Annotated in this window: 24 protein-coding genes and 2 tRNA genes; 16 read left to right on the top strand and 10 right to left on the bottom strand. The window is 67.1% G+C overall.

Annotated elements, in window-relative coordinates; genetic code table 11:
- The first annotated feature begins 4 nt into the window (after positions 1 to 4).
- The 3 genes from trxA (at position 5) to KK097_RS04290 (ending at position 2,810) form a co-directional block, all read left to right on the top strand.
- Entirely contained in the window at positions 5 to 331 is a 327-nt protein-coding gene (gene trxA / locus KK097_RS04300) for a thioredoxin (protein WP_017887828.1), read from the top strand.
- Between the two features lie 151 nt (positions 332 to 482).
- On the top strand, positions 483 to 1,787 hold the full coding sequence (locus tag KK097_RS04295; protein ID WP_138802186.1) for an aminotransferase-like domain-containing protein: 1,305 nt from the start codon (positions 483 to 485) through the stop codon (positions 1,785 to 1,787).
- 60 nt (positions 1,788 to 1,847) lie between these two features.
- Positions 1,848 to 2,810 carry a D-alanine--D-alanine ligase family protein gene (locus KK097_RS04290; RefSeq protein WP_214543813.1) on the top strand — a complete coding sequence of 321 codons (963 nt, stop codon included), beginning with the start codon at positions 1,848 to 1,850 and terminating at the stop codon, positions 2,808 to 2,810.
- 774 nt (positions 2,811 to 3,584) lie between these two features.
- Here KK097_RS04290 and KK097_RS04285 read toward each other — a convergent pair.
- The 8 genes from KK097_RS04285 to rpmH form a co-directional block, all read right to left on the bottom strand.
- Positions 3,585 to 4,553, bottom strand: a complete 969-nt coding sequence (locus tag KK097_RS04285; protein WP_214543812.1) for a ParB/RepB/Spo0J family partition protein — start codon at positions 4,551 to 4,553, stop codon at positions 3,585 to 3,587.
- A complete protein-coding gene (locus KK097_RS04280; protein WP_284730976.1) occupies positions 4,553 to 5,446 on the bottom strand; it encodes a ParA family protein in 894 nt (297 codons plus the stop codon). Before KK097_RS04280 ends, KK097_RS04285 begins: the two co-directional genes overlap by 1 nt.
- Positions 5,447 to 5,527: 81 nt before the next feature.
- On the bottom strand, positions 5,528 to 6,187 hold the full coding sequence (gene rsmG, locus KK097_RS04275) for a 16S rRNA (guanine(527)-N(7))-methyltransferase RsmG (RefSeq protein ID WP_214543811.1): 660 nt from the start codon (positions 6,185 to 6,187) through the stop codon (positions 5,528 to 5,530).
- Positions 6,184 to 6,672, bottom strand: coding sequence for a Jag family protein (locus KK097_RS04270; protein WP_307858375.1), 489 nt, complete (start codon positions 6,670 to 6,672; stop codon positions 6,184 to 6,186). The genes rsmG and KK097_RS04270 overlap by 4 nt, the downstream gene beginning before the upstream one ends.
- Positions 6,673 to 6,699: 27 nt before the next feature.
- A complete protein-coding gene (gene yidC, locus KK097_RS04265) occupies positions 6,700 to 7,668 on the bottom strand; it encodes a membrane protein insertase YidC (protein WP_214543810.1) in 969 nt (322 codons plus the stop codon).
- Positions 7,669 to 7,676: 8 nt separating this feature from the next.
- Positions 7,677 to 8,057, bottom strand: coding sequence for a membrane protein insertion efficiency factor YidD (gene yidD / locus KK097_RS04260; RefSeq protein ID WP_214543809.1), 381 nt, complete (start codon positions 8,055 to 8,057; stop codon positions 7,677 to 7,679).
- On the bottom strand, positions 8,054 to 8,404 hold the full coding sequence (gene rnpA, locus KK097_RS04255; RefSeq protein ID WP_214543808.1) for a ribonuclease P protein component: 351 nt from the start codon (positions 8,402 to 8,404) through the stop codon (positions 8,054 to 8,056). The genes yidD and rnpA overlap by 4 nt, the downstream gene beginning before the upstream one ends.
- 47 nt (positions 8,405 to 8,451) lie before the next feature.
- A complete protein-coding gene (gene rpmH, locus KK097_RS04250; RefSeq protein WP_022889115.1) occupies positions 8,452 to 8,589 on the bottom strand; it encodes a 50S ribosomal protein L34 in 138 nt (45 codons plus the stop codon).
- A 514-nt stretch (positions 8,590 to 9,103) separates the two neighbouring features.
- On the opposite strand from rpmH, the gene dnaA reads away from it, so the two are divergent.
- From dnaA to KK097_RS04200, 10 genes are all read left to right on the top strand, one after another.
- Entirely contained in the window at positions 9,104 to 10,558 is a 1,455-nt protein-coding gene (dnaA, locus tag KK097_RS04245; protein WP_214529336.1) for a chromosomal replication initiator protein DnaA, read from the top strand.
- Between the two features lie 407 nt (positions 10,559 to 10,965).
- Complete coding sequence (dnaN, locus tag KK097_RS04240) at positions 10,966 to 12,111, top strand: DNA polymerase III subunit beta (protein ID WP_214529252.1); 1,146 nt, start codon at positions 10,966 to 10,968, stop codon at positions 12,109 to 12,111.
- 71 nt (positions 12,112 to 12,182) lie between these two features.
- The gene (gnd, locus tag KK097_RS04235; RefSeq protein WP_214529251.1) at positions 12,183 to 13,070 is read left to right on the top strand and encodes a phosphogluconate dehydrogenase (NAD(+)-dependent, decarboxylating); all 888 of its coding nucleotides are present in this window, start codon (positions 12,183 to 12,185) and stop codon (positions 13,068 to 13,070) included.
- 31 nt (positions 13,071 to 13,101) lie between these two features.
- Positions 13,102 to 14,448 carry a DNA replication/repair protein RecF gene (gene recF / locus KK097_RS04230; RefSeq protein WP_214543807.1) on the top strand — a complete coding sequence of 449 codons (1,347 nt, stop codon included), beginning with the start codon at positions 13,102 to 13,104 and terminating at the stop codon, positions 14,446 to 14,448.
- Positions 14,448 to 14,948 (top strand): DciA family protein, encoded by a 501-nt coding sequence (locus KK097_RS04225; protein ID WP_214529249.1) that lies wholly within the window; start codon positions 14,448 to 14,450, stop codon positions 14,946 to 14,948. Before recF ends, KK097_RS04225 begins: the two co-directional genes overlap by 1 nt.
- A gap of 133 nt (positions 14,949 to 15,081) precedes the next feature.
- Positions 15,082 to 17,085, top strand: a complete 2,004-nt coding sequence (gyrB, locus tag KK097_RS04220) for a DNA topoisomerase (ATP-hydrolyzing) subunit B (protein WP_214543806.1) — start codon at positions 15,082 to 15,084, stop codon at positions 17,083 to 17,085.
- A gap of 114 nt (positions 17,086 to 17,199) precedes the next feature.
- The gene (gyrA, locus tag KK097_RS04215; protein WP_214543805.1) at positions 17,200 to 19,857 is read left to right on the top strand and encodes a DNA gyrase subunit A; all 2,658 of its coding nucleotides are present in this window, start codon (positions 17,200 to 17,202) and stop codon (positions 19,855 to 19,857) included.
- Entirely contained in the window at positions 19,850 to 20,257 is a 408-nt protein-coding gene (locus KK097_RS04210; protein WP_027466922.1) for a DUF3566 domain-containing protein, read from the top strand. Before gyrA ends, KK097_RS04210 begins: the two co-directional genes overlap by 8 nt.
- Positions 20,258 to 20,332: 75 nt before the next feature.
- Positions 20,333 to 20,409, top strand: a tRNA-Ile gene (locus KK097_RS04205).
- Positions 20,410 to 20,465: 56 nt separating this feature from the next.
- Positions 20,466 to 20,538, top strand: a tRNA-Ala gene (locus KK097_RS04200).
- A gap of 450 nt (positions 20,539 to 20,988) precedes the next feature.
- Here KK097_RS04200 and KK097_RS04195 read toward each other — a convergent pair.
- The gene (locus KK097_RS04195; protein ID WP_051597033.1) at positions 20,989 to 21,564 is read right to left on the bottom strand and encodes a hypothetical protein; all 576 of its coding nucleotides are present in this window, start codon (positions 21,562 to 21,564) and stop codon (positions 20,989 to 20,991) included.
- A gap of 115 nt (positions 21,565 to 21,679) precedes the next feature.
- Here KK097_RS04195 and KK097_RS04190 point away from each other — a divergent pair, with 115 nt between their 5' ends.
- Positions 21,680 to 22,219, top strand: a complete 540-nt coding sequence (locus KK097_RS04190; RefSeq protein WP_194631454.1) for a peptidylprolyl isomerase — start codon at positions 21,680 to 21,682, stop codon at positions 22,217 to 22,219.
- A gap of 7 nt (positions 22,220 to 22,226) precedes the next feature.
- Complete coding sequence (locus tag KK097_RS04185) at positions 22,227 to 23,099, top strand: rhomboid family intramembrane serine protease (RefSeq protein ID WP_214543804.1); 873 nt, start codon at positions 22,227 to 22,229, stop codon at positions 23,097 to 23,099.
- Positions 23,100 to 23,438: 339 nt separating this feature from the next.
- Here KK097_RS04185 and KK097_RS04180 read toward each other — a convergent pair whose 3' ends face one another.
- Positions 23,439 to 23,693 (bottom strand): cell division protein CrgA, encoded by a 255-nt coding sequence (locus tag KK097_RS04180; RefSeq protein ID WP_214529245.1) that lies wholly within the window; start codon positions 23,691 to 23,693, stop codon positions 23,439 to 23,441.
- A gap of 81 nt (positions 23,694 to 23,774) precedes the next feature.
- On the opposite strand from KK097_RS04180, the gene KK097_RS04175 reads away from it, so the two are divergent.
- Positions 23,775 to 24,419, top strand: coding sequence for an anthranilate synthase component II (locus KK097_RS04175; protein WP_214529244.1), 645 nt, complete (start codon positions 23,775 to 23,777; stop codon positions 24,417 to 24,419).
- The last annotated feature ends 92 nt before the right edge of the window (positions 24,420 to 24,511 follow it).

Here is a 24,511-nt window from a genome sequence, read left to right as displayed (position 1 = left end):
ACACATGTCCAACGCCAAGGCTGTCACCGACGCCACCTTCTCGGATGAGGTCCTCAAGTCCGACAAGACGATCCTCGTCGACTTCTGGGCGGAGTGGTGTGGCCCGTGTCGCGCGGTCTCGCCGATCCTCGACCAGATCGCCGAAGAGCACGCCGGCAAGATCGAGATCGTGAAGCTCAACGTGGACGACAACCCCCAGTCGGCCATGAACTACCAGATCACGTCGATCCCGGCGATGAAGGTCTTCAAGGGCGGCGAGGTCGTCAAGACCGTCATCGGCGCCAAGCCGAAGCCCGCGCTCGAGGCCGACCTCGCCGAGTTCCTCGCGTAGGTCGCCCCACAGGAAACGGCCCCGCTCTCCCCGGAGAGCGGGGCCGTTCTCGTCCGGAGCCACCGGATGACGATCGGCCCCGTCGCGGAACCCTGGTTCCCGGGGCCGATGTCGTAGTGTGGCGGGAATGTCCCACTGAACGGAGCACTCGATGACGAACGGCAACAGCCTCGACCCCTGGTACGACTCCTACGCCCAGCGCACCGCCGGGCTGAGCGCCTCCGAGGTCCGAGCCCTGTTCGCCGTCGCCTCGCGCCCCGAAGTGGTCTCGCTGGCCGGCGGCATGCCGTTCGTCTCCGCGCTCCCCAGAGAGCTCGTCACGGGCTCACTGGACCGTGTCATGAACGAGCACTCCGCCATGGCGCTCCAGTACGGCGGGGGACAGGGCCTGCGCTCGCTCCGTGAACACATCGTCGACGTGATGAGCCTCGAGGGCATCCGTGCCAGCGCCGAGGACGTCGTCGTCACCACCGGTTCGCAGCACGCGCTGGACCTCGTCACCCGGCTGTTCATCGATCCGGGTGATGTCGTGCTCGCAGAGTCGCCGTCCTACGTCGGCGCGATCGGCGTCTTCCGGTCGTACCAGGCCGAGACGGTCCACGTGACGACCGACGAGCTCGGCCTCGTCCCCGAGGCGCTGCGCGAGGCGATCGCGAACCTCCGCACCCAGGGCAAGCGGATCAAGTTCCTCTACACGATCCCGAACTTCCACAACCCCGCCGGCGTCACGATGAGCCGTGAGCGCCGCATCGAGGTGCTCGACATCTGCCGGTCGAACAACATCCTCGTGCTCGAGGACAACCCGTACGGCCTCCTCTGGTTCGACGAGCCGGCGCCGCAGGCGATCCGATCGATCGACGAAGAGGGCGTCGTGTACCTCGGTTCCTTCTCGAAGACCCTCGCACCGGGCTTCCGCGTCGGCTGGGCACTCGCGCCGCACGCCATCCGCGAGAAGCTCGTGCTCGCCAACGAATCGGCCGTGCTCGCGCCCAACTCGTTCGGCCAGTACGTCGTGAACGCGTACCTCGACGCGGCGGACTGGAAGGGCCAGGTCGACACCTTCCGGGGCATCTACGCCGAGCGCCGCGACGCCATGCTGTCTGCGCTGGGGGAGTTCCTGCCCGACCTGTCCTGGACCAAGCCGAACGGTGGCTTCTTCGTGTGGCTGACGCTGCCCGAGTCGCTCGACTCCAAGGGCATGCTCCCGCGCGCGGTCAAGGAGCTCGTGGCGTACACGCCCGGGACCGCCTTCTACGCGGACGGACGCGGTGGCGGACACATCCGTCTCTCGTTCTGCTACCCCACGCCGGAGCAGATCCGGGTGGGGGTCAAGCGTCTGGCCAACGTCGTCAACGACGAACTCGAACTGATCGAGACGTTCGGCCCGACGACCCGACCGAACACCGTGGTCCGTCAGACGTCGTCGGTCAGCGCACCGCCGCCGAACATCTCCTGATCAGCGCTTTTCCTCAGTGCTCCTCGCGCAGCACCGCAGTTCCACACCGGAGGACCCCGCATGGCCGAGCTCACCCGTCGTCACGTCGTCGTCGTAGCCGGAGGCATCTCGCACGAACGCGACGTCTCCCTCCGCTCCGGCCGTCGGGTCGCCGACTCACTGACCGGCTACGGCTGGCGGGTCGACCTACGCGACGCTGACGCGCTGCTCCTGCCGGCTCTCGCCGAATCACGCCCGGACGTCGTGTGGCCGGCACTGCACGGCGCCTCCGGTGAGGACGGGGCCCTTCGGGGCATCCTGGAGGCCGTGGACATCCCGTTCGTCGGCTCACGTTCGACGTCGGCTCGGTTGGCATGGGACAAGCCCACGGCGTCAGCGCTGGTCGCCCGCGCCGGCGTCCGCACCCCTCGTTCGGTGACGCTCTCCCACGACGTCTTCCGCGAGCTCGGCGCCGTCGGTGTCCTTGAGGCCATCGCGACCGAGCACCCTGTGCCGCTCGCCGTGAAGCCGGCGCGAGGCGGGAGTGCACAGGGCGTCACGCTGGTCGACGACGTCAAGGACCTGCCTCGGGCCATGGTGACGGCGTACACGTACTGCGACGACGTCGTGGTCGAGCAGCTGATCCGCGGCACCGAGGTCGCCGTGGGGATCATCGACACCGGAGAGGGCCCCGTGGCGCTCTCCGCCGTGGAGATCGTGCCGCGGAACGGCATCTACGGGTTCGAGGCGCGCTACAACGCGGGGGAGACGACCTTTTACACGCCCGCGCGGCTCTCGGATGAGTTCGCCGGAGCAGCCGCGGACGCAGCAGTCGCCGCGCACGCAGCTCTGGGACTCCGGCACCTGTCCCGCGTCGACCTGATCATCGACGGCGCCGGGACGCCCTGGTTCCTCGAGGCCAACGTCCTCCCCGGGCTCACCGAGACGTCACTGCTGCCGCAGGCACTGTCCGCTTCCGGTTTCGACCTCGGTTGGACCTACGCCGAGCTCGCCGAGCAGGCCATCCGGGATCACCGCGGCTGACCCTGCTGCCGATGTTCCACGTGGAACACCGGCTCTCGTATCCCGTCGGCTCTGTAGCGCGAGCTTGGATGTTCCACGTGGAACGTCGTGTCACTCGCTGAAGCGGGGGCTCCCAGCAGTCGACGGTCGGCGTATCGTCCGCCACATTCCACCGGAATTGCGCCAGGTGCCAGAGGCCCGGACTCTTCCGCGATGGGTCGATCAAACTGTCGAACCGACTTCGATGTGGCGGTCACGCACCATCCGCGACCGCGTCGGCCCCCGGCTCCGGCGATGGCCAGCCAAGGAGCCCAGGCATCCTCGGGGTCGACGCCGACGATCTCCAACGGTTCACATCGCGCAAGTCGACACTGCCGAACGCCTCGACGTCGATCACGACGATCTCCACCGCCCCAGGCCGAACGTCGTTGTGGGCGATCATCGCGGCACGGACTCCGACAACTGAGGAGTGAGGAGTGAGGAGTTTAGGGACAACGTGGGCTGGTGCGCGCTCTCGAGTACCGGCCCGACGACCGTGACCCCGCTACAGCGACCTCGCGGAACCACGGATCACAGCCCGCTAGAACATCCCTCGGACAACTGGCATGAAGGCGGAGCCGCTGTTCGTCACGACTTCACCATCTCCCCACAGGCAGACCGCGGTCACCGCTGTTGCATCCGCGTCCGAGCGAGCTGTGGAGCCGCTGGAGCGACCGAGACGACCTACCTATGTCCGCACCCGCTTTGGCCGTTCCCGGGGCTCAAACAGCCGCACAGGGCCGCTCAGCGATCGGTTCAGCCCTCGAGGTCCTGCACGCCGAGCTCACCGAGGATGCGGTTGAGGTCATCGCCGTTCGCGAAGTCGATCGTCACCGAACTCTTCCGAGCACCGACGGCGATCTTGACGCGGGTGTTGAGCCGATCACCGAGGCGTTCAGCGAGGTCGTTGAAGTGCGCCTGACGCTTCGACGGCTCGGGCTTCGGCTTCGTCGCGGGGGTCTTCGCGGACAACTGCTGCGCAATCGCCTCCGCAGCACGAACGGAGAGGTCCTCGTTGACGATCTTCTCGGCGAGGTACTCCATCGCCTCCGCATCCGGAGCAGCGAGGATCGCCCGCGCGTGTCCGGCGGAGAGCACGCCCGCGGCAACACGACGCTGCACGGGGGAGGGGAGCCGCAGGAGGCGGATGGTGTTCGTGATCTGCGGACGCGACCGACCGATCCGCTGGCCGAGCTGCTCCTGGGTGATACCGAAGTCCGCCAACAGCTGCTGGTAGGCGGAGGCTTCCTCGAGTGGGTTGAGCTGCGCGCGGTGGAGGTTTTCCAGCAACGCATCCCGGAGCATCGCGTCGTCCGGGGTGTCCTTCACGATCGCGGGGATCGTGCTCAGCCCGAGTTCCTTCGTGGCGCGGAGACGACGCTCACCCATGATGAGCTCGTACTGCGGGTCGGTGCCCGTCGCACCGGGGATGGGACGCACGACGATGGGCTGTAGAACGCCGATCTCGCGGATCGAGTGAACGAGCTCCTGGAGCTCCTCTTCGCGGAAATCCTTCCGCGGCTGCTGCGCGTTGGGGATCACATCGAGCGGATTGAGGTTCGCCAGTCGTGCTCCCGGCACGGCCACCAACTCGTCTGCCGTCGGAGCGGATGCCGGCGAGCCACCGGTCGGGAAGAACACGTCGACGGGACGATCCTGCTGGTCGGTCGCCGTCGGGATCAGGGCGCCAATGCCTCGGCCGAGTCCGGTTCGCTTCGGTGCCATCAGTGCTTCGCTCCTCGTGCTGCGATCTCGGAGGCCGCTTCCAGGTAGGACAGCGACCCGGTGGAGTTCACGTCGTAGGCGACGACGCTCTGGCCGTAGCTCGGTGCTTCGCTCACGCGGACGGAGCGGGGGATCATCGCCTTGAGCACCTGGTCGCCGAAGTGCTCTCGGACATCGTTCGCCACCTGGTTCGACAGGTTCGTGCGGCTGTCGTACATGGTCAGCAGGATCGTGGACACCCGGAGGTTCGGGTTGAGGTGTCGCTCGATCAGTTCGATGTTCCGCAGCAGCTGGCTCAGGCCCTCCAGTGCGTAGTACTCACACTGAATCGGGATGAGTACCTCTTGCGCAGCGACGAAGGCGTTGATGGTCAGCAGCCCTAGGGAGGGCGGGCAGTCGATGAAGACGTAGTGGTACGGCTCATCGAGGGACTGCAGGTACATGTCGAGCGCGGTCCGGAGGCGCTGTTCACGGGCCACCAGTGACACGAGTTCGATCTCGGCGCCGGCAAGGTGAATCGTTGCTGGCACGCACCAGAGCGTGTCCGACTCGGGGGAGGCCTGCACGGTGTCGGCCATCGGTGCCTCATCGACGATCACGTCGTAGATGCTCGCGACCTCCGCCTGGTGGTCGACACCGAGCGCGGTCGAAGCGTTGCCCTGCGGGTCCAGATCGATGACCAGCACACGAGCGCCACCGTGGGCGAGACCCGCGGCCAGGTTGACCGTCGTCGTTGTCTTGCCGACGCCGCCCTTTTGGTTCGAGACGGTGATGATCCGCGTCTCTGAAGGGAGTGGGAACTGTTGCGTGGCGATCGCGCGCCGGCGACGGTTCAGGTCGGCGATCTCGCGAGCGAGCGGCGTCGACGCGTCGTAGTCGGTCGATGAACTCAACGAGTGCCTCTTCCCCGGTTCGATGTTTCACGTGGAACGCGGAGCCACTGGCGGCCGGATGACCCGGCCCGAGCCGCAGCGTCAGTCAACTGTAGCCCGGAAGACGCGGGTCGTCTCGTCGACCACACCTTCTCCGAGCTCGAGCACCTCAACATCGGAGAGGCGCTTCCGGAGGATGACCTTTCGTGCCTTCTCGATCTCTTCGTCGACCCGCGCACCCTTCATCAGGATGAGCTGTCCACCCGAACGGACCAGGGGCACGGTGAGGGGGATGAGCTTCGACAGGGCGCTGACCGCGCGTGCGGTGACCTGGTCAACGACGACGTCGTCCGCCACGTCCTCAGCACGACCGCGGAGCACCGTAACGTTCTGCAGACCGAGCCGGTCGGACTCGCCGCGGAGCCAATCGGTCCGGCGCTCCATCGGCTCGATGAGCACGAACTCGAGGTCCGGACGGGCGATCGCCAGCACGAGACCCGGCAATCCCGCTCCGGAGCCGACGTCGGCGACGCGACCACGGGCCTCCAGGAGGGGTGCGAGCAACGCGGAATTGAGGATGTGTCGCGTCCACAAGCGGGGAAGCTCGAGCGGGCCGATCAGGCCGAGCTCCTCGCCCCGCCGGGCGAGCTCGTTCGTGAACGAGCGCGCTGCCTCGATCTGGTCACCGAAGAGTGTTGCGGCCGCCGCAGGCTCAGCCTCGAGCACCGGTGCTGCCTCCGTCGGGACGGGTGCGTCCGTCATCGGGTGACGACCGTGTGGCGGTCCCGACCCTCACCCTCGGACTCTGAGTGGAAGCCCTTCTCAGCGACCAGGTCGTGCACGAGCTTGCGTTCGTAGGACGACATCGGGGGGAGTGCAGCCGACGACGAACCGGCTTCGATACGCTCGACGGCGGTGTCCACGAGCCGCTGCAGCTCGTCGGCACGGGCGTCCCGCGAGCCGCCGACGTCGAGGATGAGCCGGCTGAACTCACCGGTCTCGGCCTGCACGGCGATCCGGGTGAGCTCCTGCAGCGCCGTCACGGTGTCGGGCTTCGACAGCACGCGGAGTGCTTCTCCGTCATCGGTGACCGACAGGTACACACGACCAGCGCGTTCCTCGATCTCGATGTCACCGTCGAGGTCGCAGATGTCGAGGAGTTCCTCGATGTAGTCCGCCGCGATGTCCGCTTCGTCGCGGACGTCCTCGGTCCCGGTGTCCGTCGTCTCGCTGTCCGTCGTCTCGATGGCGGCTGCGGATTCCTGCTCGGTCACTTACTTCTTCCCGTTCTTCTTCTGGCGCTGCTTGCCGACCGGCTGCTGACGCTGGGTGGTGACGCGCACGGGCTCGATCTCCGTCGCACCGGCGCCGGCACCGGCCTCGGCGAGGACCGGGGTGGCCGTCCCACGACGCTGTGCCTTCTTGGCCAGGCGGGCTTCACGGGCCAACGCCGCTTCGGAGCCGGGCGTCGGCATGCTGCGGATGACGAAGTACTGCTGCGCCATCGTCCAGACGTTCGAGGCCAGCCAGTAGAACATGACGCCGAGGGGGAAGCTCAGGCCCGAGATCACGAAGACCAGCGGGAGGATGTACAGCATCATCTTCTGCTGGCGGTACATCGGAGACTCCTTGGTCTCCGGGGACATGTTCTTGGCGACGAGCTGCAGCTGCGTGATGAACTGCGACGCCGTCATCACGACGATCATGAAGCCCGCGATCGCACGGACCTCCCAGCCGGAGGCGTTCGTGAACGTCTCGTGCAGGGGAGCACCGAACAGGGCCGCGTTGCCGAACGACCCCGCGAGGTCGGTCGTCAGGAGGCCGATGCCCGTCTTGTTGATCTGGGCCTCGTGCAGCACCGAGTACAGCGAGAAGAAGATCGGCATCTGCAGCAGCAGCGGCAGGCAGGAGCTGAGCGGGTTGGTCCCGGTCTCCTTGTAGAGCGCCATCGTCTCGCGGCTCATGGCCTCACGCGAGAACTGGTCCTTCTTGCCCTTGTACTTGTCCTGGATCTTCTTCAGCTGCGGCGCGACCTCGAGCATGCGGCGCTGCGACTTGATCTGCCGGACGAAGATCGGGATCAGCGCTGCGCGCACCACGAACGTCAGGAAGATGATCGAGAGCACCCAGGTGATCCCCGCGCCCGGGTCCATGCCGATGCTCTCGAAGATCCAGTGGAAGCCGACGAGGATGGCCGAGACCACCCATTTGAGCGGCCAGAGGATCGTTCCGATGATGTCCATGGGGACGGCTACGCCTTTCGAGTGCGCTGGGGGAGCAGGACCGGCCGGGCCGTTCCGACCGCGGGGTGCGGCTGCTGCGGGATCGGCGCGAGGACGAACCCGAACCGGTTGACGATGAACGGGTGACGGCGTTCCTTGACGTCGTCGATGCCGCCAGCAGCCCAGGGGTTGCAACGGGCGATGCGCCAGGCGCCCATGGCGGATCCGCGCACGACGCCGTACTGCTGGATCGCCTCGAGGGCGTACCGGGAGCATGACGGGTGGTAGCGGCAGACGTTGCCGTACAGCGGGGAGACCACCGCACGGTAGGCCCGGAGCACGACGACGCACGCGTTGCGTGGGAGCAACGCGACGACCCAGGCAAGCCGGGTCCACAGAGTGCGGTTCATGCTGGCTTCTCCACCCCGCGCGCGAAGGAGCGCGTGACGTCTTCGAGAAGGGTAGGCCATCCGGCCTGCGATGCGGCTGGCAGTACACGGACCACCACGTCGAACCCCTCGGGGCACTCGACGAGCAGGTCGTGCGCGATCGCCTTGAGCCGCCGCCTGATCAGGTTCCGGGTCACGGCGTTGCCCACCGTCTTCGCGACGATGAACCCGAACCGTGTCGGTCCGATCCGGTCGGCCGGCTGACGGACCACGGACACGACGACGTGCGCCGTGGCGCTCTTGCGACCACGACGCACGACGTTCCGGTAGTCGTCCCCGCGCACGATGCGGTTGGCGCTGGCCAACACTGCGACGCCGGGGTCAGACCGAGGACCGGATCAGGCGATGAGCCTGATCAGGCCGAGAGCTCGGTGCGGCCCTTGGCGCGACGCGCCGACAGGATGGCACGGCCGGCACGCGTCCGCATGCGGAGGCGGAAACCGTGCTTCTTGGCGCGGCGACGGTTGTTCGGCTGGAAGGTGCGCTTGCTCATGATGTTCTCCACACGGCTGCTCGCGGCGAGCCGTCACGTATGTGTAGCCGTCCGGGTGTCGAACGACGCAGATGGGCGCGACCAAAGGGCCGCAGTCAACTGGTTAACGATACGTGACAGCGGCGGGCAGGTCAAACCCCGCTCGGACCGGTCACGTCGTCGCGCCCACGGTTCCGGTCGCTCGAGCCCATTCTCCACATTGGGGACAACTTCCGTTCGGTGCGACCCGCTCCGGTCCTTTACAGTGGGGTGATCGATCGCCTCCAGGCCCGGTACGACAGGGAAGCACTCCTGTTGCACGGCTCGGAGCGGTCGTGGACAACACTGTGGACAACCCTGTGGGAACGTCCGCGGCAACGAGGCGTCGACGAAGCCCCCGGAGCCACCGACGATCCGCCGGCGACGACCTGGTCCCGAGTGCGGTCGCCGAGGACGCCACGGCATGTCCGACCCCGCAGGACGCACCCTCGTCCAACAGCGACAGCACGACACGACCCCTGGAGACGAGCGCGACATGACGATGCCGGCCGACCCCGTCGAGGACCTCTGGTCATCCGTACTCGGACTCCTCGCCGAGGACCCCCGCATCACGCCGCAGCTCCACGGGTTCCTGAACCTGGTCGAGCCGAAGGGCGTGCTCGCCGGCACCCTCTACCTCGAGGTGCCGAACGACCTGACCCGGGGCATGCTCGAGCAGCGCATCCGCATCCCCATCACGGAGGCGGTCGGCCGCATCGGTGACGACGCGGTCGCCAACTTCGCGATCACCGTCAACCCGGACATGGCCTCGGAGCCGCGGGTGGACCCGAACGTCCCCGAGTACGCCGAGCCCGTGCAGGAAGCCGTCGAGCAGAGTGCCGCTCCACGCCAGTACATCGAGGCACCGTTCGTGCCGAGTCAGATCGACTCTCCCGGCACCAGCGGGCGCCCGGAGTCGCGGCTCAACCCGAAGTACAACTTCGACAACTTCGTCATCGGGTCGTCGAACCGGTTCGCCCACGCCGCAGCCGTCGCGGTCGCCGAGGCGCCGGCCAAGGCCTACAACCCGCTCTTCATCTACGGGGACTCCGGACTGGGCAAGACCCACTTGCTCCACGCCATCGGGCACTACGCCGAGAGCCTCTACCCGGGGATCCGCGTCCGGTACGTGTCGAGTGAGGAGTTCACCAACGACTTCATCAACTCGATCGCGAACAACCGCTCGAACCAGTTCCAGCAGCGCTACCGCGACATCGACATCCTGCTGATCGACGACATCCAGTTCCTGCAGGGGAAGGACTCCACGCAGGAGGCCTTCTTCCACACGTTCAACACGCTGCACGACCACAACAAGCAGGTGGTCATCACGTCGGACGTCGCGCCGAAGCACCTGACGGGCTTCGAGGACCGGATGCGCTCCCGCTTCGAGTGGGGCCTCATCACCGACGTGCAGGCACCGGAGCTCGAGACGCGCATCGCGATCCTCCGCAAGAAGGCGCAGTCGGACCACCTGCAGGTGCCCGACGACATCCTCGAGTTCATGGCGTCGAAGGTGTCGAGCAACATCCGGGAGCTCGAGGGCACGCTGATCCGCGTCACCGCGTTCGCGAGCCTCAACCGGACGGCCGTCGACATGGCCCTGGTGCAGACGGTCCTGAAGGACCTGATCACCCTCGACGAGGACAACGTCGTCGCGCCGACGGACATCATCAACCACACCGCGGAGTACTTCAAGCTCTCCGTCGACGACCTGTACGGGTCGTCCCGCTCCCAGGCGATCGCCACGGCGCGACAGATCGCGATGTACCTCTGCCGCGAGCTGACGAGCCTGTCCCTGCCCAAGATCGGGCAGCTGTTCGGCAACCGCGACCACACCACGGTCATGTACGCGAACAAGAAGATCACCGAGCTCATGAAGGAGCGACGGTCGATCTACAACCAGGTGACCGAGCTCACCAGCCGCATCAAGCAGGACCGCCGCTACCGCTGAGATCGGCCCGTCCCCGGGGTCATCCACCATCTGAGACGGTTCCATGGGCCGGAGTTCTCACAGTGTGGATAGCCTGTGGATAACTGTGGAGGACACGCCGCCCGGTTGTACACAGCTGAGGGGTCACCTGTGGAGACTGGGGATGGAAGTGGATAGATGAGTTTCATTCATCCCGTTAACGCTCACACACCGCTCACAAGTCACATGCGTGTAGTTCCCTACTGCGGAGCGGGATGCACAGGGTTATCCACAGTGTGCACAGGCGTTAACACCATTACTCCTGGTTAACGATTCATCTCCGCGGGACAACCTTGTGGACGGCGGGATGACAAGAAATCCGGCCCTCCTCCGCCTGTGCCAGAATGGGGCGGCCGGACAGTCCAAGCCGATCGACAGGGGTTCCAGCTGTGAAGTTCGAGGTCAACCGGGACGTCTTCTCCGAAGCCGTCTCCTTCGCAGTGAAGCTCCTCCCGCAGCGCACGACCCTCCCGATCCTGTCGGGCGTCCTGATCCACGCCGACGGAGATCGTCTGACGCTCTCGTCGTTCGACTACGAGGTCTCGGCGCAGACCTCCATCTCGGCGCAGATCGACGAACCGGGTACGGTCTTGGTCTCTGGCCGCCTGCTCAACGACATCGCGAGCCGGCTGCCGAACGCTCCCGTGTCGTTCACCACCGAAGACGCCAAGATCTCGGTCAGCTGCGGCTCCGCGCACTTCACGCTGCTGTCCATGCCGGTCGAGGAGTACCCGACCCTGCCCGAGATCGGCCCGCAGACCGGTGTCATCCCCGGCGACGCGTTCTCCGAAGCGGTGTCCCAGGTCGCCGTCGCCGCCAGCCGTGACGACGTCACCCCCGTCATCACCGGCGTCCAGCTCGAGGTCGGTGACAACGACCTCTCCCTCATCGCGACGGACCGCTACCGCGTCGCCGTCCGCACGATCGCGTGGGACTCCGGCCGCGTCGGCTCGGACCCGCTGCACGCGCTGGTCCCCGCACGGACCCTGCAGGAGGTCGGCCGCACGTTCGGGTCGGCATCAACGGTTTCGGTGTCGATCAGCGGCAACTCGGACCGCGAGCTCATCGCGTTCCACGCCGACGACAAGACCGTGACGTCGTTGCTCATCAAGGGCAACTACCCGCCGGTCCGCCGGCTGTTCCCCGAGACCGTCAACGACCACGCGGTGATCAACACCGCGGAACTCGTCGAAGCGGTCCGACGGGTCTCCCTCGTCCTGGAGCGCGAAGCCGCGCTCCGGTTCTCCTTCACGGTCGACGGGCTCACGCTCGAGGCGATCGGATCCGAACAAGCGCAGGCGTCAGAGTCGATCAGTGCGTTGTTGACCGGCGAGGACACGGTGGTCTCCTTGAAGCCCGCCTTCCTCCTGGACGGGCTGAACGCGGTGCACTCCGAGTTCGTCCGCATCTCCTTCACCAAGACGGAGAACCCCAACAAGCCGGGCCCGGTGCTGATCACCGGCCAGACTTCGCAAGAGGCCGCAGCGACCGATGGATACCGGTACCTGCTGCAGCCGAACCTGCTGCTGCGATAGGCGCAACAGGCAACCTGCGCTGGCGCACACCACCGGCAGCTTCAGCGCGACGACGAACAGAAGAGGAAATCATGCACATCGGTCTTGTCGGCCTTGGTCGCATGGGCAACAACATGCGTGCCCGTCTCCGCAACGCAGGTATCGAGGTCACCGGGTACGACGCGAACCCCGCCGTCTCCGACGTCGCCGACCTCGGTGCCCTCGCCGCTGCCCTCCCGGAGGGCCAGCGACTCGTGTGGGTCATGGTCCCGCACGGCAAGATCACGGACGACGTGATCACCGACCTCGCCGGCGTGCTCGGCGAGGGTGACCTGGTCATCGACGGCGGCAACTCGAAGTGGCTGGACGACACCAAGCACGCCGAGCAGCTCGGCGCGCGTGGCATCCGCTACATGGACGTCGGCGTCTCCGGTGGTGTCTGGGGCAAGGACAACGGCTACGGCCTCATGGTCGGCGGTGACGCCAAGGACGTCGAGTACGCCATGCCCGTCTTCGACGCACTCCGTCCCGAGGGTCCCCGTGAAGAGGGCTTCTCGCACGCGGGTCCGATCGGCGCCGGCCACTACGCGAAGATGGTCCACAACGGCATCGAGTACGCCATCATGCAGGCGTACGGCGAGGGCTACGAGCTCCTCGAGGCCAAGGACATCATCACCGACGTCCCCGCCGTGTTCGCCGGATGGCAGCGCGGCACCGTCGTCCGCTCCTGGCTGCTCGACCTGATGGTGCTCGCACTGAACGAGGACCCGAAGCTCGACGCGATCGAGGGCTACGTCGAGGACTCCGGCGAAGGTCGTTGGACCGTCGAGGAGGCCATCGAGCACGCCGTCCCGATGCCGACGATCTCGGCGTCGATCTTCGCGCGCTTCGTCTCGCGGCAGGGCAGCGCCTCGCCGACGATGAAGGCCGTCGCGGCGCTCCGCAACCAGTTCGGCGGTCACGCCGTCAAGAAGTCCTAGGACCTCCCGGGGAAACCCGGACTCGGCCCGCGTGCACGTCGACCATCTCCAACTGACCGACTTCCGGAACTACCGGGAGGCGGATGTCGACCTCGCACGCGGGCCGAACCTGTTCGTCGGGCGCAACGGACAGGGCAAGACCAACCTGGTCGAGGCGATCGGGTACCTCTCCACCCTCGGCTCGCACCGCGTCCCCACCGACGCAGCCCTCGTCCGTCAGGGGTGTGACGCCGCGATCGTCCGGGCACGGCTCGCCCACGAGGAACGCAGCATCCTCGCCGAGGTGCAGATCAACCGCACCGGTGCGAACCGTGCGCAGGTGAACCGGTCCGCGATCAAGCCCCGTGAGCTGCCGCGGTACTGCACGTCGGTGCTCTTCGCTCCGGAGGACCTCGCTCTGGTGCGCGGTGAACCTGCCGGTCGGCGCCGGATGCTCGACGAGCTGCTCGGCCAGATCGCTCCTCGGATGCAGGGTGTGCTCGCCGACTACGACCGGACGCTCCGGCAGCGGAACACCCTGCTGAAGTCGGCACGAGCGACCGGCGCGAAGGCGAACGCCCTGTCGACGCTCGACGTCTGGGACGACCGCCTCGTCGGACTCGGCGCGGAGATCGTCGCCGCGCGTGACCACCTGACCCGTCGGCTCGCACCCTTCGTCGCCGAGGCCTACGCGACGGTCGCCGGCGAGCACCACGACGCCTCGATCACCGGAGTCCTCTCGATCCGAGGGGGCGATCCCGAGTCCGCAGCGGCCACCGACCCCGTGCTCGGGACTCCGGACGAGCCGGTCACGGTGGCATCGGCGGCCGAGGCGTTCTCCGCGGCGCTCGAGCGACGGCGCCGGGACGAACTCGACCGCGGTCTGACCCTCGTCGGACCGCACCGAGACGACGTACTGTTCCAGCTCAATGGGTTACCTGCCCGCGGATACGCCAGTCACGGCGAGTCCTGGTCGTTCGCTCTCGCCATCCAGCTCGCGAGCGCCTCGATCCTGCGCGCGGAGTCGAACCTGGGCGACCCCATCATCATCCTCGACGACGTCTTCGCCGAGCTCGACGAATCCCGTCGTGAACGCCTGGCGAACGCGGTCGCCGACTACGAGCAGGTGCTCATCACCGCCGCGGTGTTCGGCGACGTGCCCCCGCAGCTCGCGGCGCACACCGTGCGGATCGAGGCCGGCACGATCGTGACCGACGAGGCGGAGACGACCCGGGCCTCCAGCCCGACGACGGACGCGACGGACCCGACGGACGCGACGGACGCGACGGACCCGACGGACGCGACGGACCCGACGGACGCGACGGACCCGACCGACGCCACGGACCCGACGGACCCGACCGACGCCACCCACGCGACCCCCGCGGAAGCGGACGCCTGATGCCGAAGCCCCGCAAGCCCACCGAACCCTCGCAGGTGTACCGCCACCTCCGGGCCGTCTTCGGCGACCCGTCCAAGCGCGGGGTCGACGCCCGCCGCCGACGCTCGCGCGAGTTCGACGCCGACACCGTCCCCTACGGCCGCGGTCGCGAGCCGAGGGGCCTCGGCGACGTGGTCGGATCCCTCGCTGCCGAGCTCGGCTGGACCGAGCCCCTCGCCCAGTCGGAGATCTTCACGGACTGGGCCGAGGTCGTCGGGGAGGAGAACGCGCGGCACTCACGGCCGGTCGAGATCAAGGACGGTCTGCTCTTCATCAAGTGCGACACCACGAGCTGGGCGACGCAGCTGCGCAACCTGAAAGTGAGCATCACTACCACTATCTCGGAGCGATATCCGATGGCGGGCGTCGAGAGCATCCGAGTCGATGGCCCCTACGCCCCCTCCTGGAAACACGGTCTCAAGACGGTCCAGGGGCGCGGTCCTCGCGACACCTACGGTTGAGGCGACGAAATCATCCTGGAGTGCCAGAAAAGCCCGTCTGCGGGGCAGATGAGCCCTCGAAAGAGGGGGCTCTGCGGTAGACTGGGAGGTGCAGTGCGCGGGCGTTCCGCGCGCAGGCAGGAGCACGCTCGACATGGCATCAGAATCTGACGACGACCGACAGAACCCGCTCGGCGAGGAGACCCCGCAGAGCGAACCGTCCTACGGCGCAGACCAGATTCAGGTGCTCGAGGGGCTCGAGGCCGTCCGCAAGCGCCCGGGTATGTACATCGGTTCGACCGGTCCCCGGGGGCTGCACCACCTGGTCCAGGAGATCGTCGACAACTCCGTCGACGAAGCCCTCGCCGGGTACTGCGACACCATCGACGTGAGCATCCGTGAAGACGGTGGCGTCCGCGTCGTCGACAACGGCCGTGGCATCCCGGTCGACGTCCACGCGGCCGAGGGGGTCTCCACCCTCCAGGTCGTCCTCACCGTCCTGCACGCCGGCGGCAAGTTCGGCGGTGGCGGGTACGCCGTCTCCGGTGGTCTGCACGGCGTCGGTTCGTCGGTGGTCAACGCGCTGAGTTCCGAGCTCGACGTCGAGGTCCGTCGTCAGGGCCACGTCTGGCGCCAGAGCTACACCGACGGCGTCCCCGTCGCGCCCGTCTCGAAGGACGAAGCGACCGACGAGACCGGCACGACGATCACGTTCTGGCCGAACGCCGAGATCTTCGAGTCCGTCGTCTTCGACTACGAGACCCTGCGCACGCGCTTCCAGCAGATGGCCTTCCTGAACAAGGGCCTGCGGATCAACCTCCGCGACGAGCGCGCTCCGGAAGAAGGCGAAGAAGCCCGCAACGACACCTTCATGTACGAGCGTGGACTCGCCGACTACGTCGAGTTCATCAACGCGCAGAAGAAGGCCGACCTCGTCCACCCCGACGTCATCGGCTTCGAGTCCGAGGACCCGGAGCGCAAGATCGCGCTCGAGGTCGCGATGCAGTGGAACACCTCCTATCAGGAGAGCGTCCACACCTTCGCGAACACGATCAACACGCACGAGGGCGGGACCCACGAAGAGGGCTTCCGCGCCGCGCTCACGACCCTCGTCAACCGCTACGCGCGCGAAGCGAAGATCATCAAGGAGAAGGACGACAACCTCACGGGTGACGACATCCGTGAAGGGCTCACCGCCGTCATCTCCGTGAAGCTCGGCGAGCCGCAGTTCGAGGGGCAGACGAAGACCAAGCTCGGCAACACCGAGGCGAAGTCGTTCGTGCAGCGGGTCGTCGGCACCGAGCTGACCCACTGGTTCGAGAGCAACCCGACGCAGGCGCGCGACGTCGTCCGCAAGGCGATCCAGGCGTCGCAGGCGCGTCTGGCCGCCCGCAAGGCGCGCGAGACCACCCGCCGCAAGGGGCTGCTCGAGTCGGGCGGCATGCCCGGCAAGCTCAAGGACTGCCAGTCGAAGGACCCGATCCTGTCGGAGATCTTCATGGTCGAGGGTGACTCCGCCGGTGGTTCCGCCGTGCAGGGCCGCAACCCGATGACCCAGGCGATCCTGCCCCTGCGCGGCAAGATCCTGAACGTCGAGAAGGCCCGGCTCGACCGTGCCCTCGCCAACCAGGAGATCCAGTCGATGATCACGGCGTTCGGCGCCGGCATCGGTGAGGACTTCGACCCGGACAAGGCCCGGTACCACAAGATCGTGCTGATGGCCGATGCCGACGTCGACGGCCAGCACATCACCACGCTGCTGCTCACCCTCCTGTTCCGCTACATGCGTCCGCTCATCGAGCGCGGCTACGTGTACCTCGCGCAGCCGCCGCTGTACCGCCTGAAGTGGTCGAACTCGGCGCACGAGTACGTGTTCAGCGACCGGGAGCGCGACGCCCTGATGCAGGCGGGCCTGGCGGCCGGCAAGCGCATCCCGAAGGACAACGGGATCCAGCGCTACAAGGGCCTCGGCGAGATGGACTACAAGGAGCTCTGGGACACCACGATGAACCCGGACACCCGCACGCTCCTGCAGGTCACGCTCGAAGACGCGGCAGCGGTCGACAGCACCTTCTCGACGCTGATGGGTGAGGACGTCGACGCACGTCGCCAGTTCATCCAGCAGAACGCCAAGGACGTCCGCTTCCTCGACATCTAACGGCCAGGAGGCGCGGCGTGAGCCGCGTCGACCAGTCCTGACCACCTGTGGTCGCGCCCGGCGCGACCGACGGAACCACAGCCTCCAGGCTGTCCAGAAAGGGAACGAAGCCACATGGCTGACGACAACGAGAACGGCGCCGACGAGCAGCCCGAGATCGTCCACGGCGACAGCGGGGACATCGTCGTCTCCGGTGACCGCATCTCGCAGGTCGACCTGCAACTCGAGATGCAGCGCTCGTACCTCGACTACGCGATGTCGGTCATCGTCGGTCGTGCCCTGCCGGAGGTCCGCGACGGCCTCAAGCCGGTGCACCGCCGTGTGATCTACGCGATGTTCGACGGCGGCTACCGCCCGGACCGCGCGTTCTCGAAGTGCTCCCGTGTCGTCGGTGACGTGATGGGTCAGTTCCACCCGCACGGTGACTCGGCGATCTACGACGCCCTCGTGCGCCTGGTGCAGCCGTGGTCGCTCCGGTACCCGCTCGCGCTCGGCCAGGGCAACTTCGGTTCGCCCGGCAACGACGGTGCGGCCGCCCCGCGGTACACCGAGACGAAGATGGCGCCACTCGCGCTCGAGATGGTCCGCGACATCGACGAGGACACCGTCGACTTCCAGGACAACTACGACGGCCGCACGCAGGAGCCGGCGATCCTGCCGGCTCGGTTCCCGAACCTGCTCGTGAACGGCTCGGTCGGCATCGCGGTCGGCATGGCGACGAACATCCCGCCGCACAACCTGCGCGAGGTCGCCGAGGGCGCGAAGTGGGCGCTCGACAACCCCGACGCCACGCGTGAGGAGCTGCTCGCGGCGCTCATGCAGCGCATCAAGGGCCCGGACTTCCCGACGGGTGCGCAGGTGCTCGGTACCAAGGGCATCCAGGACGCCTACCGCACCGGTCGTGGCTCGATCACGATGCGTGCCGTCGTCTCGGTGGAGGAGATCCAGGGTCGCACCTGCCTCGTCGTCACCGAGCTGCCGTACCAGGTCAACCCGGACAACCTGGCGATCAAGATCGCCGAGCTCGTCAAGGACGGCAAGCTCGCGGGCGTCGCCGACATCCGCGACGAGACCTCCGGCCGCACCGGACAGCGCCTGGTGATCGTGCTCAAGCGCGACGCCGTGGCCAAGGTCGTGCTGAACAACCTGTACAAGCACACGCAGCTGCAGGAGAACTTCGGCGCGAACATGCTCGCGATCGTCGACGGGGTGCCCCGCACCCTGCCGCTCGACGGCTTCATCTCGGCGTGGGTCGCCCACCAGGTCGACGTCATCGTCCGCCGCACCCAGTTCCGTCTGCGTGAAGCCGAGAAGCGCGCCCACATCCTGCGCGGCTACCTGGCAGCGCTCGATGCCCTCGACGAGGTCATCGCGCTCATCCGTCGCTCGCCCGACGTCGAAGAGGCCCGCACCGGCCTGATGGACCTGCTGTCGGTCGACGAGATCCAGGCGCGCGCGATCCTCGAGCTGCAGCTCCGTCGTCTCGCCGCACTCGAGCGTCAGAAGATCCACGACGAGGCCGAAGAGCTCGAGCGCAAGATCGCCGACTTCCAGGACATCCTCGGATCGGAGAGCCGTCAGCGCTCGATCATCCGCGACGAGCTCAGCGAGATCGTCGACCGCTTCGGCGACGACCGCCGCACCGAGATCATGTTCGGCTACGACGGCGACATGTCGATGGAAGACCTCATCCCCGAAGAGGAGATGGTCGTCACCATCACCCGCGGTGGGTACGTCAAGCGCACGCGGAGCGACCAGTACCGGTCGCAGCACCGCGGCGGCCGAGGTGTCCGGGGCGCCCAGCTCCGTGCCGACGACATCGTCGAGCACTTCTTCGTCACCACGACGCACCACTGGCTCCTGTTCCTCACGGACCAGGGCCGGGTCTACCGCGCCAAGGCGTACGAGCTGCAGGAGGCCGGCCGCGACGCGAAGGGCCAGCACGTCGCGAACCTGCTCGCGATGCAGCCCGACGAGCAGATCCAGCAGGTGCTCGACATCCGCGACTACGAGGTCGCGCAGTACCTCGTCCTCGCGACCGAGCACGGCCTGGTGAAGAAGACCGCACTGACCGAGTACGACACGAACCGCACCGGCGGCATCATCGCGATCAACCTGCGCGACGGCGACAAGCTCCGCCAGGCGCTGCTGGTCGACGAGCACGACGACCTGCTCCTCGTGTCCCGCCAGGGCATGTCGCTCCGCTTCACCGCGACCAACGACACCTTGCGCCCGATGGGTCGGTCGACCTCGGGTGTGAAGGGCATGTCCTTCCGCGACGGCGACTCGCTGCTCGCAGCCCGGGTCGTCTCGGACGACGGGTTCGTCTGGGTGATGACCGAGGGCGGCTACGCCAAGCGCACCTCGGTCGACCAGTACCGGGTGCAGGGCCGTGGTGGTCTGGGCATCAAGGTGGCCAAGCTGGCGCTCGACCGAGGCGATCTTGTGGGCGCTCTCATCGTCGGCGAGGACGACGAGGTGCTCGTCGTGCTGCAATCGGGCAAGGTGGTAAGGTCTGCCGTGGCCGAGGTCCCTGCCAAGGGCCGTGACACGATGGGCGTCGTCTTCGCGAGGTTCGCGGAGAACGACCGGATCATCGCGGTGGCCCGGAACACCGAGCGGAACCTGGAGGACCAGGACGACGCCGAGATCGAGCCCGCGGGCCCGGTGGAGACGGTCAGCCCAGCCGAAGCGGCCCCGGATTCCACTGATCCCATCGACACCGAGCCCGTCGCAGACGAGGCCGGAGAGGACCAGTCAAGCAATGAGTAGTGTCGCCGAGAAGCTCCAGAAGAAGGCGAAGCGTCCCGTCGGCACCCGCCAGGTGCGACTGCGTCTGGTCTACGTCGACTTCTGGTCGATGGTGAAGCTGAGCTTCCTCATCGCCCTGGCCGGCAGCATCGTGATCGTGGTTGCCACGGCGCTGGTGTGGGTCATCCTGAACCAGACGGGTGTGTTCACCCAGGTCGACGCCCTGTTGAAGGACGTCACCGGGCAAAACAGTTACTCGATCATGGACCAGTTCTCACTGGGCCAGGTCCTCGGGTTCTCCATCGTCGTGGGCATCCTCAACGTGGTCGTCGGCACCGTGCTCGGCGCCATCGTGAGCGTCCTCTACAACCTCAGTGTTCGGATCACGGGCGGTCTGCTCGTGGGCTTCACGAACAACTGACACACCCGGGCCGGATGGGCCCACCGCCCGATTTCGTTCCGACGGGATCGTACGGTAGGCTTTCATCCGGTCTGAGGGGCTATAGCTCAGGCGGTTAGAGCGCTTCGCTGATAACGAAGAGGTCCAAGGTTCAAGTCCTTGTAGCCCCACCAGTTCTTCGGAACACCACGACAATTCCATCCCGTCACCGAGCACCTCGGTGGCACTCGGGGCCTTAGCTCAGTTGGTAGAGCGCCTGCTTTGCAAGCAGGATGTCGGGAGTTCGATTCTCCCAGGCTCCACTCGCATCAGCCCCTGGTTGACGACTTCGTCGTCTGCCCAGGGGCTTCGTTCTGTGCTCATGCGCGCCGCCGCCCCTGCGGCGCGATCGTCGCGAGCGGTTCGGTCGTCGTGCTTGTCTGCGCGCCTTCGGCGACGCGCCGCTCCGCGATGGCTGGGGCCGCCACTCCGTGTCGTTCTTGTCGAGTGGTCACGACGTGCCGCGTGCGTGGTGGGGCGGTGGCACGAAGTGTCGTCTGCGCGCCGTTTTGGCGACAGGTTGCGACCGCTCGGCATTGCCGCCGCGCGTTGCGTGAGCACATGGCGGACGGGAGGCGCGGTGGCGGGCCGGTGTGCGCCTCCAGACAGGTGGGTGGGCGGGTTCAGGGCACGCGGTGCCCGGGTGCGCCACCTGCCCTGGGAACGACGAAGGGCCCCGGCAGCAGCCGGGGCCCTTCGTACGAACCGGGAGGTCAGGCGGCGGGCTTCTCCGCCGTGTCGGCGTCGTCGGCGACCCACAGGTCGTCGTCGGCGCGGAGCGTCTGGTACGCGGCGTACGCAGCACCCGCGACGGCGACGACGCCGACGATGATGAGTGCGACTCCGCCGAAGCCGAGACCCTTCTTCTGCTGCGACGGGACGTACTTCGCCGCGGCCTTCTTCGCGCTCTTGCTCTTCTTCTGCGCGTTCTTCACGATCTTCTTGACCCGGGGGTCCTTCGCGAGGTCGGTCACGCTCAGCACCGAACCAGCGGTCGAGACGAGTCCGGGGACCACCTCGGACTGGAACTTGTGCGAAGCGCTCTGCGCTGCCGAGGTGGCAGCGTGCACACCGGTTGCGAACGCGGGACGGATCCCGTTGTCGATCGCGTTCTGCACACGGGGTGCGATGTCCTTGCGAGCTGCGTCGGCGGCGTTCGACCGGGCCTCAGCCAGGATCGCGTTCGCGTGCTCGAGGACCTTGCGCTGCTCGCCGAGGAGCGAGGCGGTCTGGCCCTTGAGCTTCTTGATCTGCTTCCGGCGCTTTCGCGGAATCTCGATCGTCGTCATCTGGTACCTCCATCGGAACGGCGTGCCCCCATCCTGCCACCACACTGCCTGACAGGTCACGGAACCGCAGCTGTGGGATCCGTCCACGGTCAGGAGTACATGCGAGAATCGGAACATGTCTCTGCACACCGCTGTCGCAACGATCCACACCAACAAGGGCGACATCCGCGTCAACCTGTTCGGCAACCACGCACCGAAGACCGTCAAGAACTTCGTCGACCTCGCCACCGGCCAGCAGGAATGGACCCACCCGGGCACGGGCAAGGTCTCGACCGACAAGCTGTACGACGGCGTCGTCTTCCACCGCATCATCAAGGACTTCATGATCCAGGGCGGCGACCCGCTCGGCCAGGGCATCGGCGGCCCGGGCTACCGCTTCGACGACGAGATCTCCCCGGAGCTCACGTTCCAGAACCCCTACATCTTCGCCATGGCGAACGCCGGCATCCAGGGCGGCCGCGGCACCAACGGCTCGCAGTTCTTCATCACCACGGTGGCGACGCCGTGGCTGCAGGGCAAGCACACCATCTTCGGTGAGGTCGCCGACGACGAGTCCCGCGCGGTCGTCGACGCGATCGAGGGCGTGCCGACCGACGGTCGCGACAAGCCCGTCGAGGACGTCGTCATCCAGAGCATCGACGTCGAAGGCGTCTGACCCTCACGTGACCGACCAGGCGTACAACCCGAACAACACCTGCTACCGGCATCCGGACCGGCAGAGCTTCGTCCTCTGCCAGCGCTGTGGGCGGACGATCTGCCCGGAGTGCCAGACGCCGGCGGCGGTCGGGGTGCACTGCCCGGAGTGCGTGCGTGAACAGCGCGCACAGTTCGCAGCGAACCGTCGAGCGTCCGGGGCCCCCAGCGGGTTCACCGTCGCTCGGCGGCGCTTCGCGATGCTCGACCAGAAGGGCACGGTCGTCATCATCGCGATCTCGGCCCTGATCTGGCTGCTCGACCAAGTCAGCGGCCGAGCCCTCACGAGTTGGCTCGCCTTCTACACGCCGGCCATCGGCACGCAGCCCTGGCGGCTCGTGACGGGGCTGTTCGTGCACTCGTCGTTCCTCCACATCGCCTTCAACATGTTCGCTGTCTTCATCTTCGGACGGATCCTCGAGAACATGCTCGGCACGTGGCGGTTCCTTGCGCTGTACTTCTTGGCAGGGCTGGGCGGTGATCTCGCCGTGGCGTGGTTGAGCCCCGGTACCCCGGTGGTCGGAGCCTCCGGAGCGATCTTCGGCTTGTTCGCCGCGTTCTTCATCATCCAGCGAAGCCTCGGCTACAACGCGGTCCAGCTGCTGGTGGTGATGGGCCTCAACCTCGTCATCGGGTTCCTCCCGGGCACGCAGATCTCGTGGCAGGCGCACGTCGGCGGGATCGTGATCGGGTTCGTCACCGGGTACGTGTTCTCCAAGACGCGGAACGTGCGGAAGCAACGGCTGCAGACCGGACTCCTGATCGTTGAGGTCGTCGTGCTGATCCTGGCGATCTACGCCGCCTTCATCAGTATCGGTGGCCTCAGCGTGTGGGGCGCCTGATCCATCCCCTCGAACGCCCCGTCGCACTGCGGCGGGGCGTTCGTCGTTCCCGGCGCTGTTTGTCAAGGTCGTCCACAGTGATCCACAGCGCTGCAGGAAGTTATCCCCAGGTGTGGAGAAAGCGGTGAGTTACACCGGTGTGATTATCCCCACTGTGGACTCAGCTGTGGATAACTCCGGGGTGCGGGTGTGGATGGTCGTGTGGAGAGTGGGGAAAAGTGTGGAGAACGACCGGATCGTGGAGGATCTGCGTTCTGCCGCTGACCAGGGTTGTGGAGAACGAGAACGCCCGCCGCACCTTGCGGTGCGACGGGCGTCAGGAAAGCAGCTGCTCGGAGGTCAGCGCCACCGGGTGGTCATGAGGAAGCCGACGAACATGATGCCGAAGCCGATCAAGATGTTCCACGAGCCGAGGCTCGGCACCGGCAGCGTGGCGTTCGAGATGTAGAAGACGATCACCCACACCAATCCGATGAGCATGAAGCCGAACATGACCGGCTTGAACCACACCGGGTTGGGGGCGTCCCCAGCGGTGTCGACCGAGTCGGCTCGGGTCCTCCGGGCGGGCTTGGTGCGGTCCTTGTCCTTGGCCATGGCCGGTATCCTACCGTGACCACGTGTGTGGATCGGCCCGCGGACCGCCGCACACATCCCCCACGAGTACGGTGAACCGCCATGACCAGGATCCTCGTCGTCGACAACTACGACAGCTTCGTCTACACGCTGAACGGGTACGTGCAGCAGCTCGGTGCCGAGACCGACGTCGTCCGCAACGATGCCTTCCCCGAGTCCGAGATCGCCGACCGCATCGCCGAGTACGACGGGGTGCTGCTCTCCCCGGGTCCGGGCACTCCGGCAGCCGCAGGCGTCTCGATCCCCACGGTGCACGCGGCCATCGCGGCCGAGACCCCGTTGCTCGGCGTCTGCCTCGGGCACCAGGCCATCGCGGAGGCACTGGGCGCCACGGTCACGCACGCCGACGAACTCATGCACGGCAAGACCTCCGAGGTCGACCACGACGACAGCCCGCTCTTCGCCGGCGTCCCGCACCCCTTCACGGCCACGCGCTACCACTCGCTCGCGATCGTCGACGGCACCGTCCCTGACGAGCTCACCGTGACCGCGCGCACCGGTGGCGGGGTCATCATGGGCGTGCAGCACCGCGAGCACCCCGTGTTCGGTGTGCAGTTCCACCCGGAGTCGGTCCTGACCGAGGGCGGCTACCGCATGGTCGGCAACTGGCTCGAGACCACGGGCCTGTCCGGCGCCGCCGAGCGTGCCGCCGGCCTCGGACCGCTCATCGCCACCCACCGAGCCTGACGAACGCCCACGGCGGCAGACGCCGTCGTGTCATCGAGACGCCGCCGAATCCGGCGGCGTCTCGTGCGTTCCGGGGCGTCTTGCCGACAGGA

The sequence above is a fragment of the Curtobacterium flaccumfaciens genome (assembly GCF_018598405.1).
Taxonomy (GTDB): Bacteria; Actinomycetota; Actinomycetes; order Actinomycetales; family Microbacteriaceae; genus Curtobacterium; species Curtobacterium aurantiacum.
Note: the sequence above shows the minus strand (reverse complement) of the source record. Positions and strands in the feature narration are given on the sequence as shown.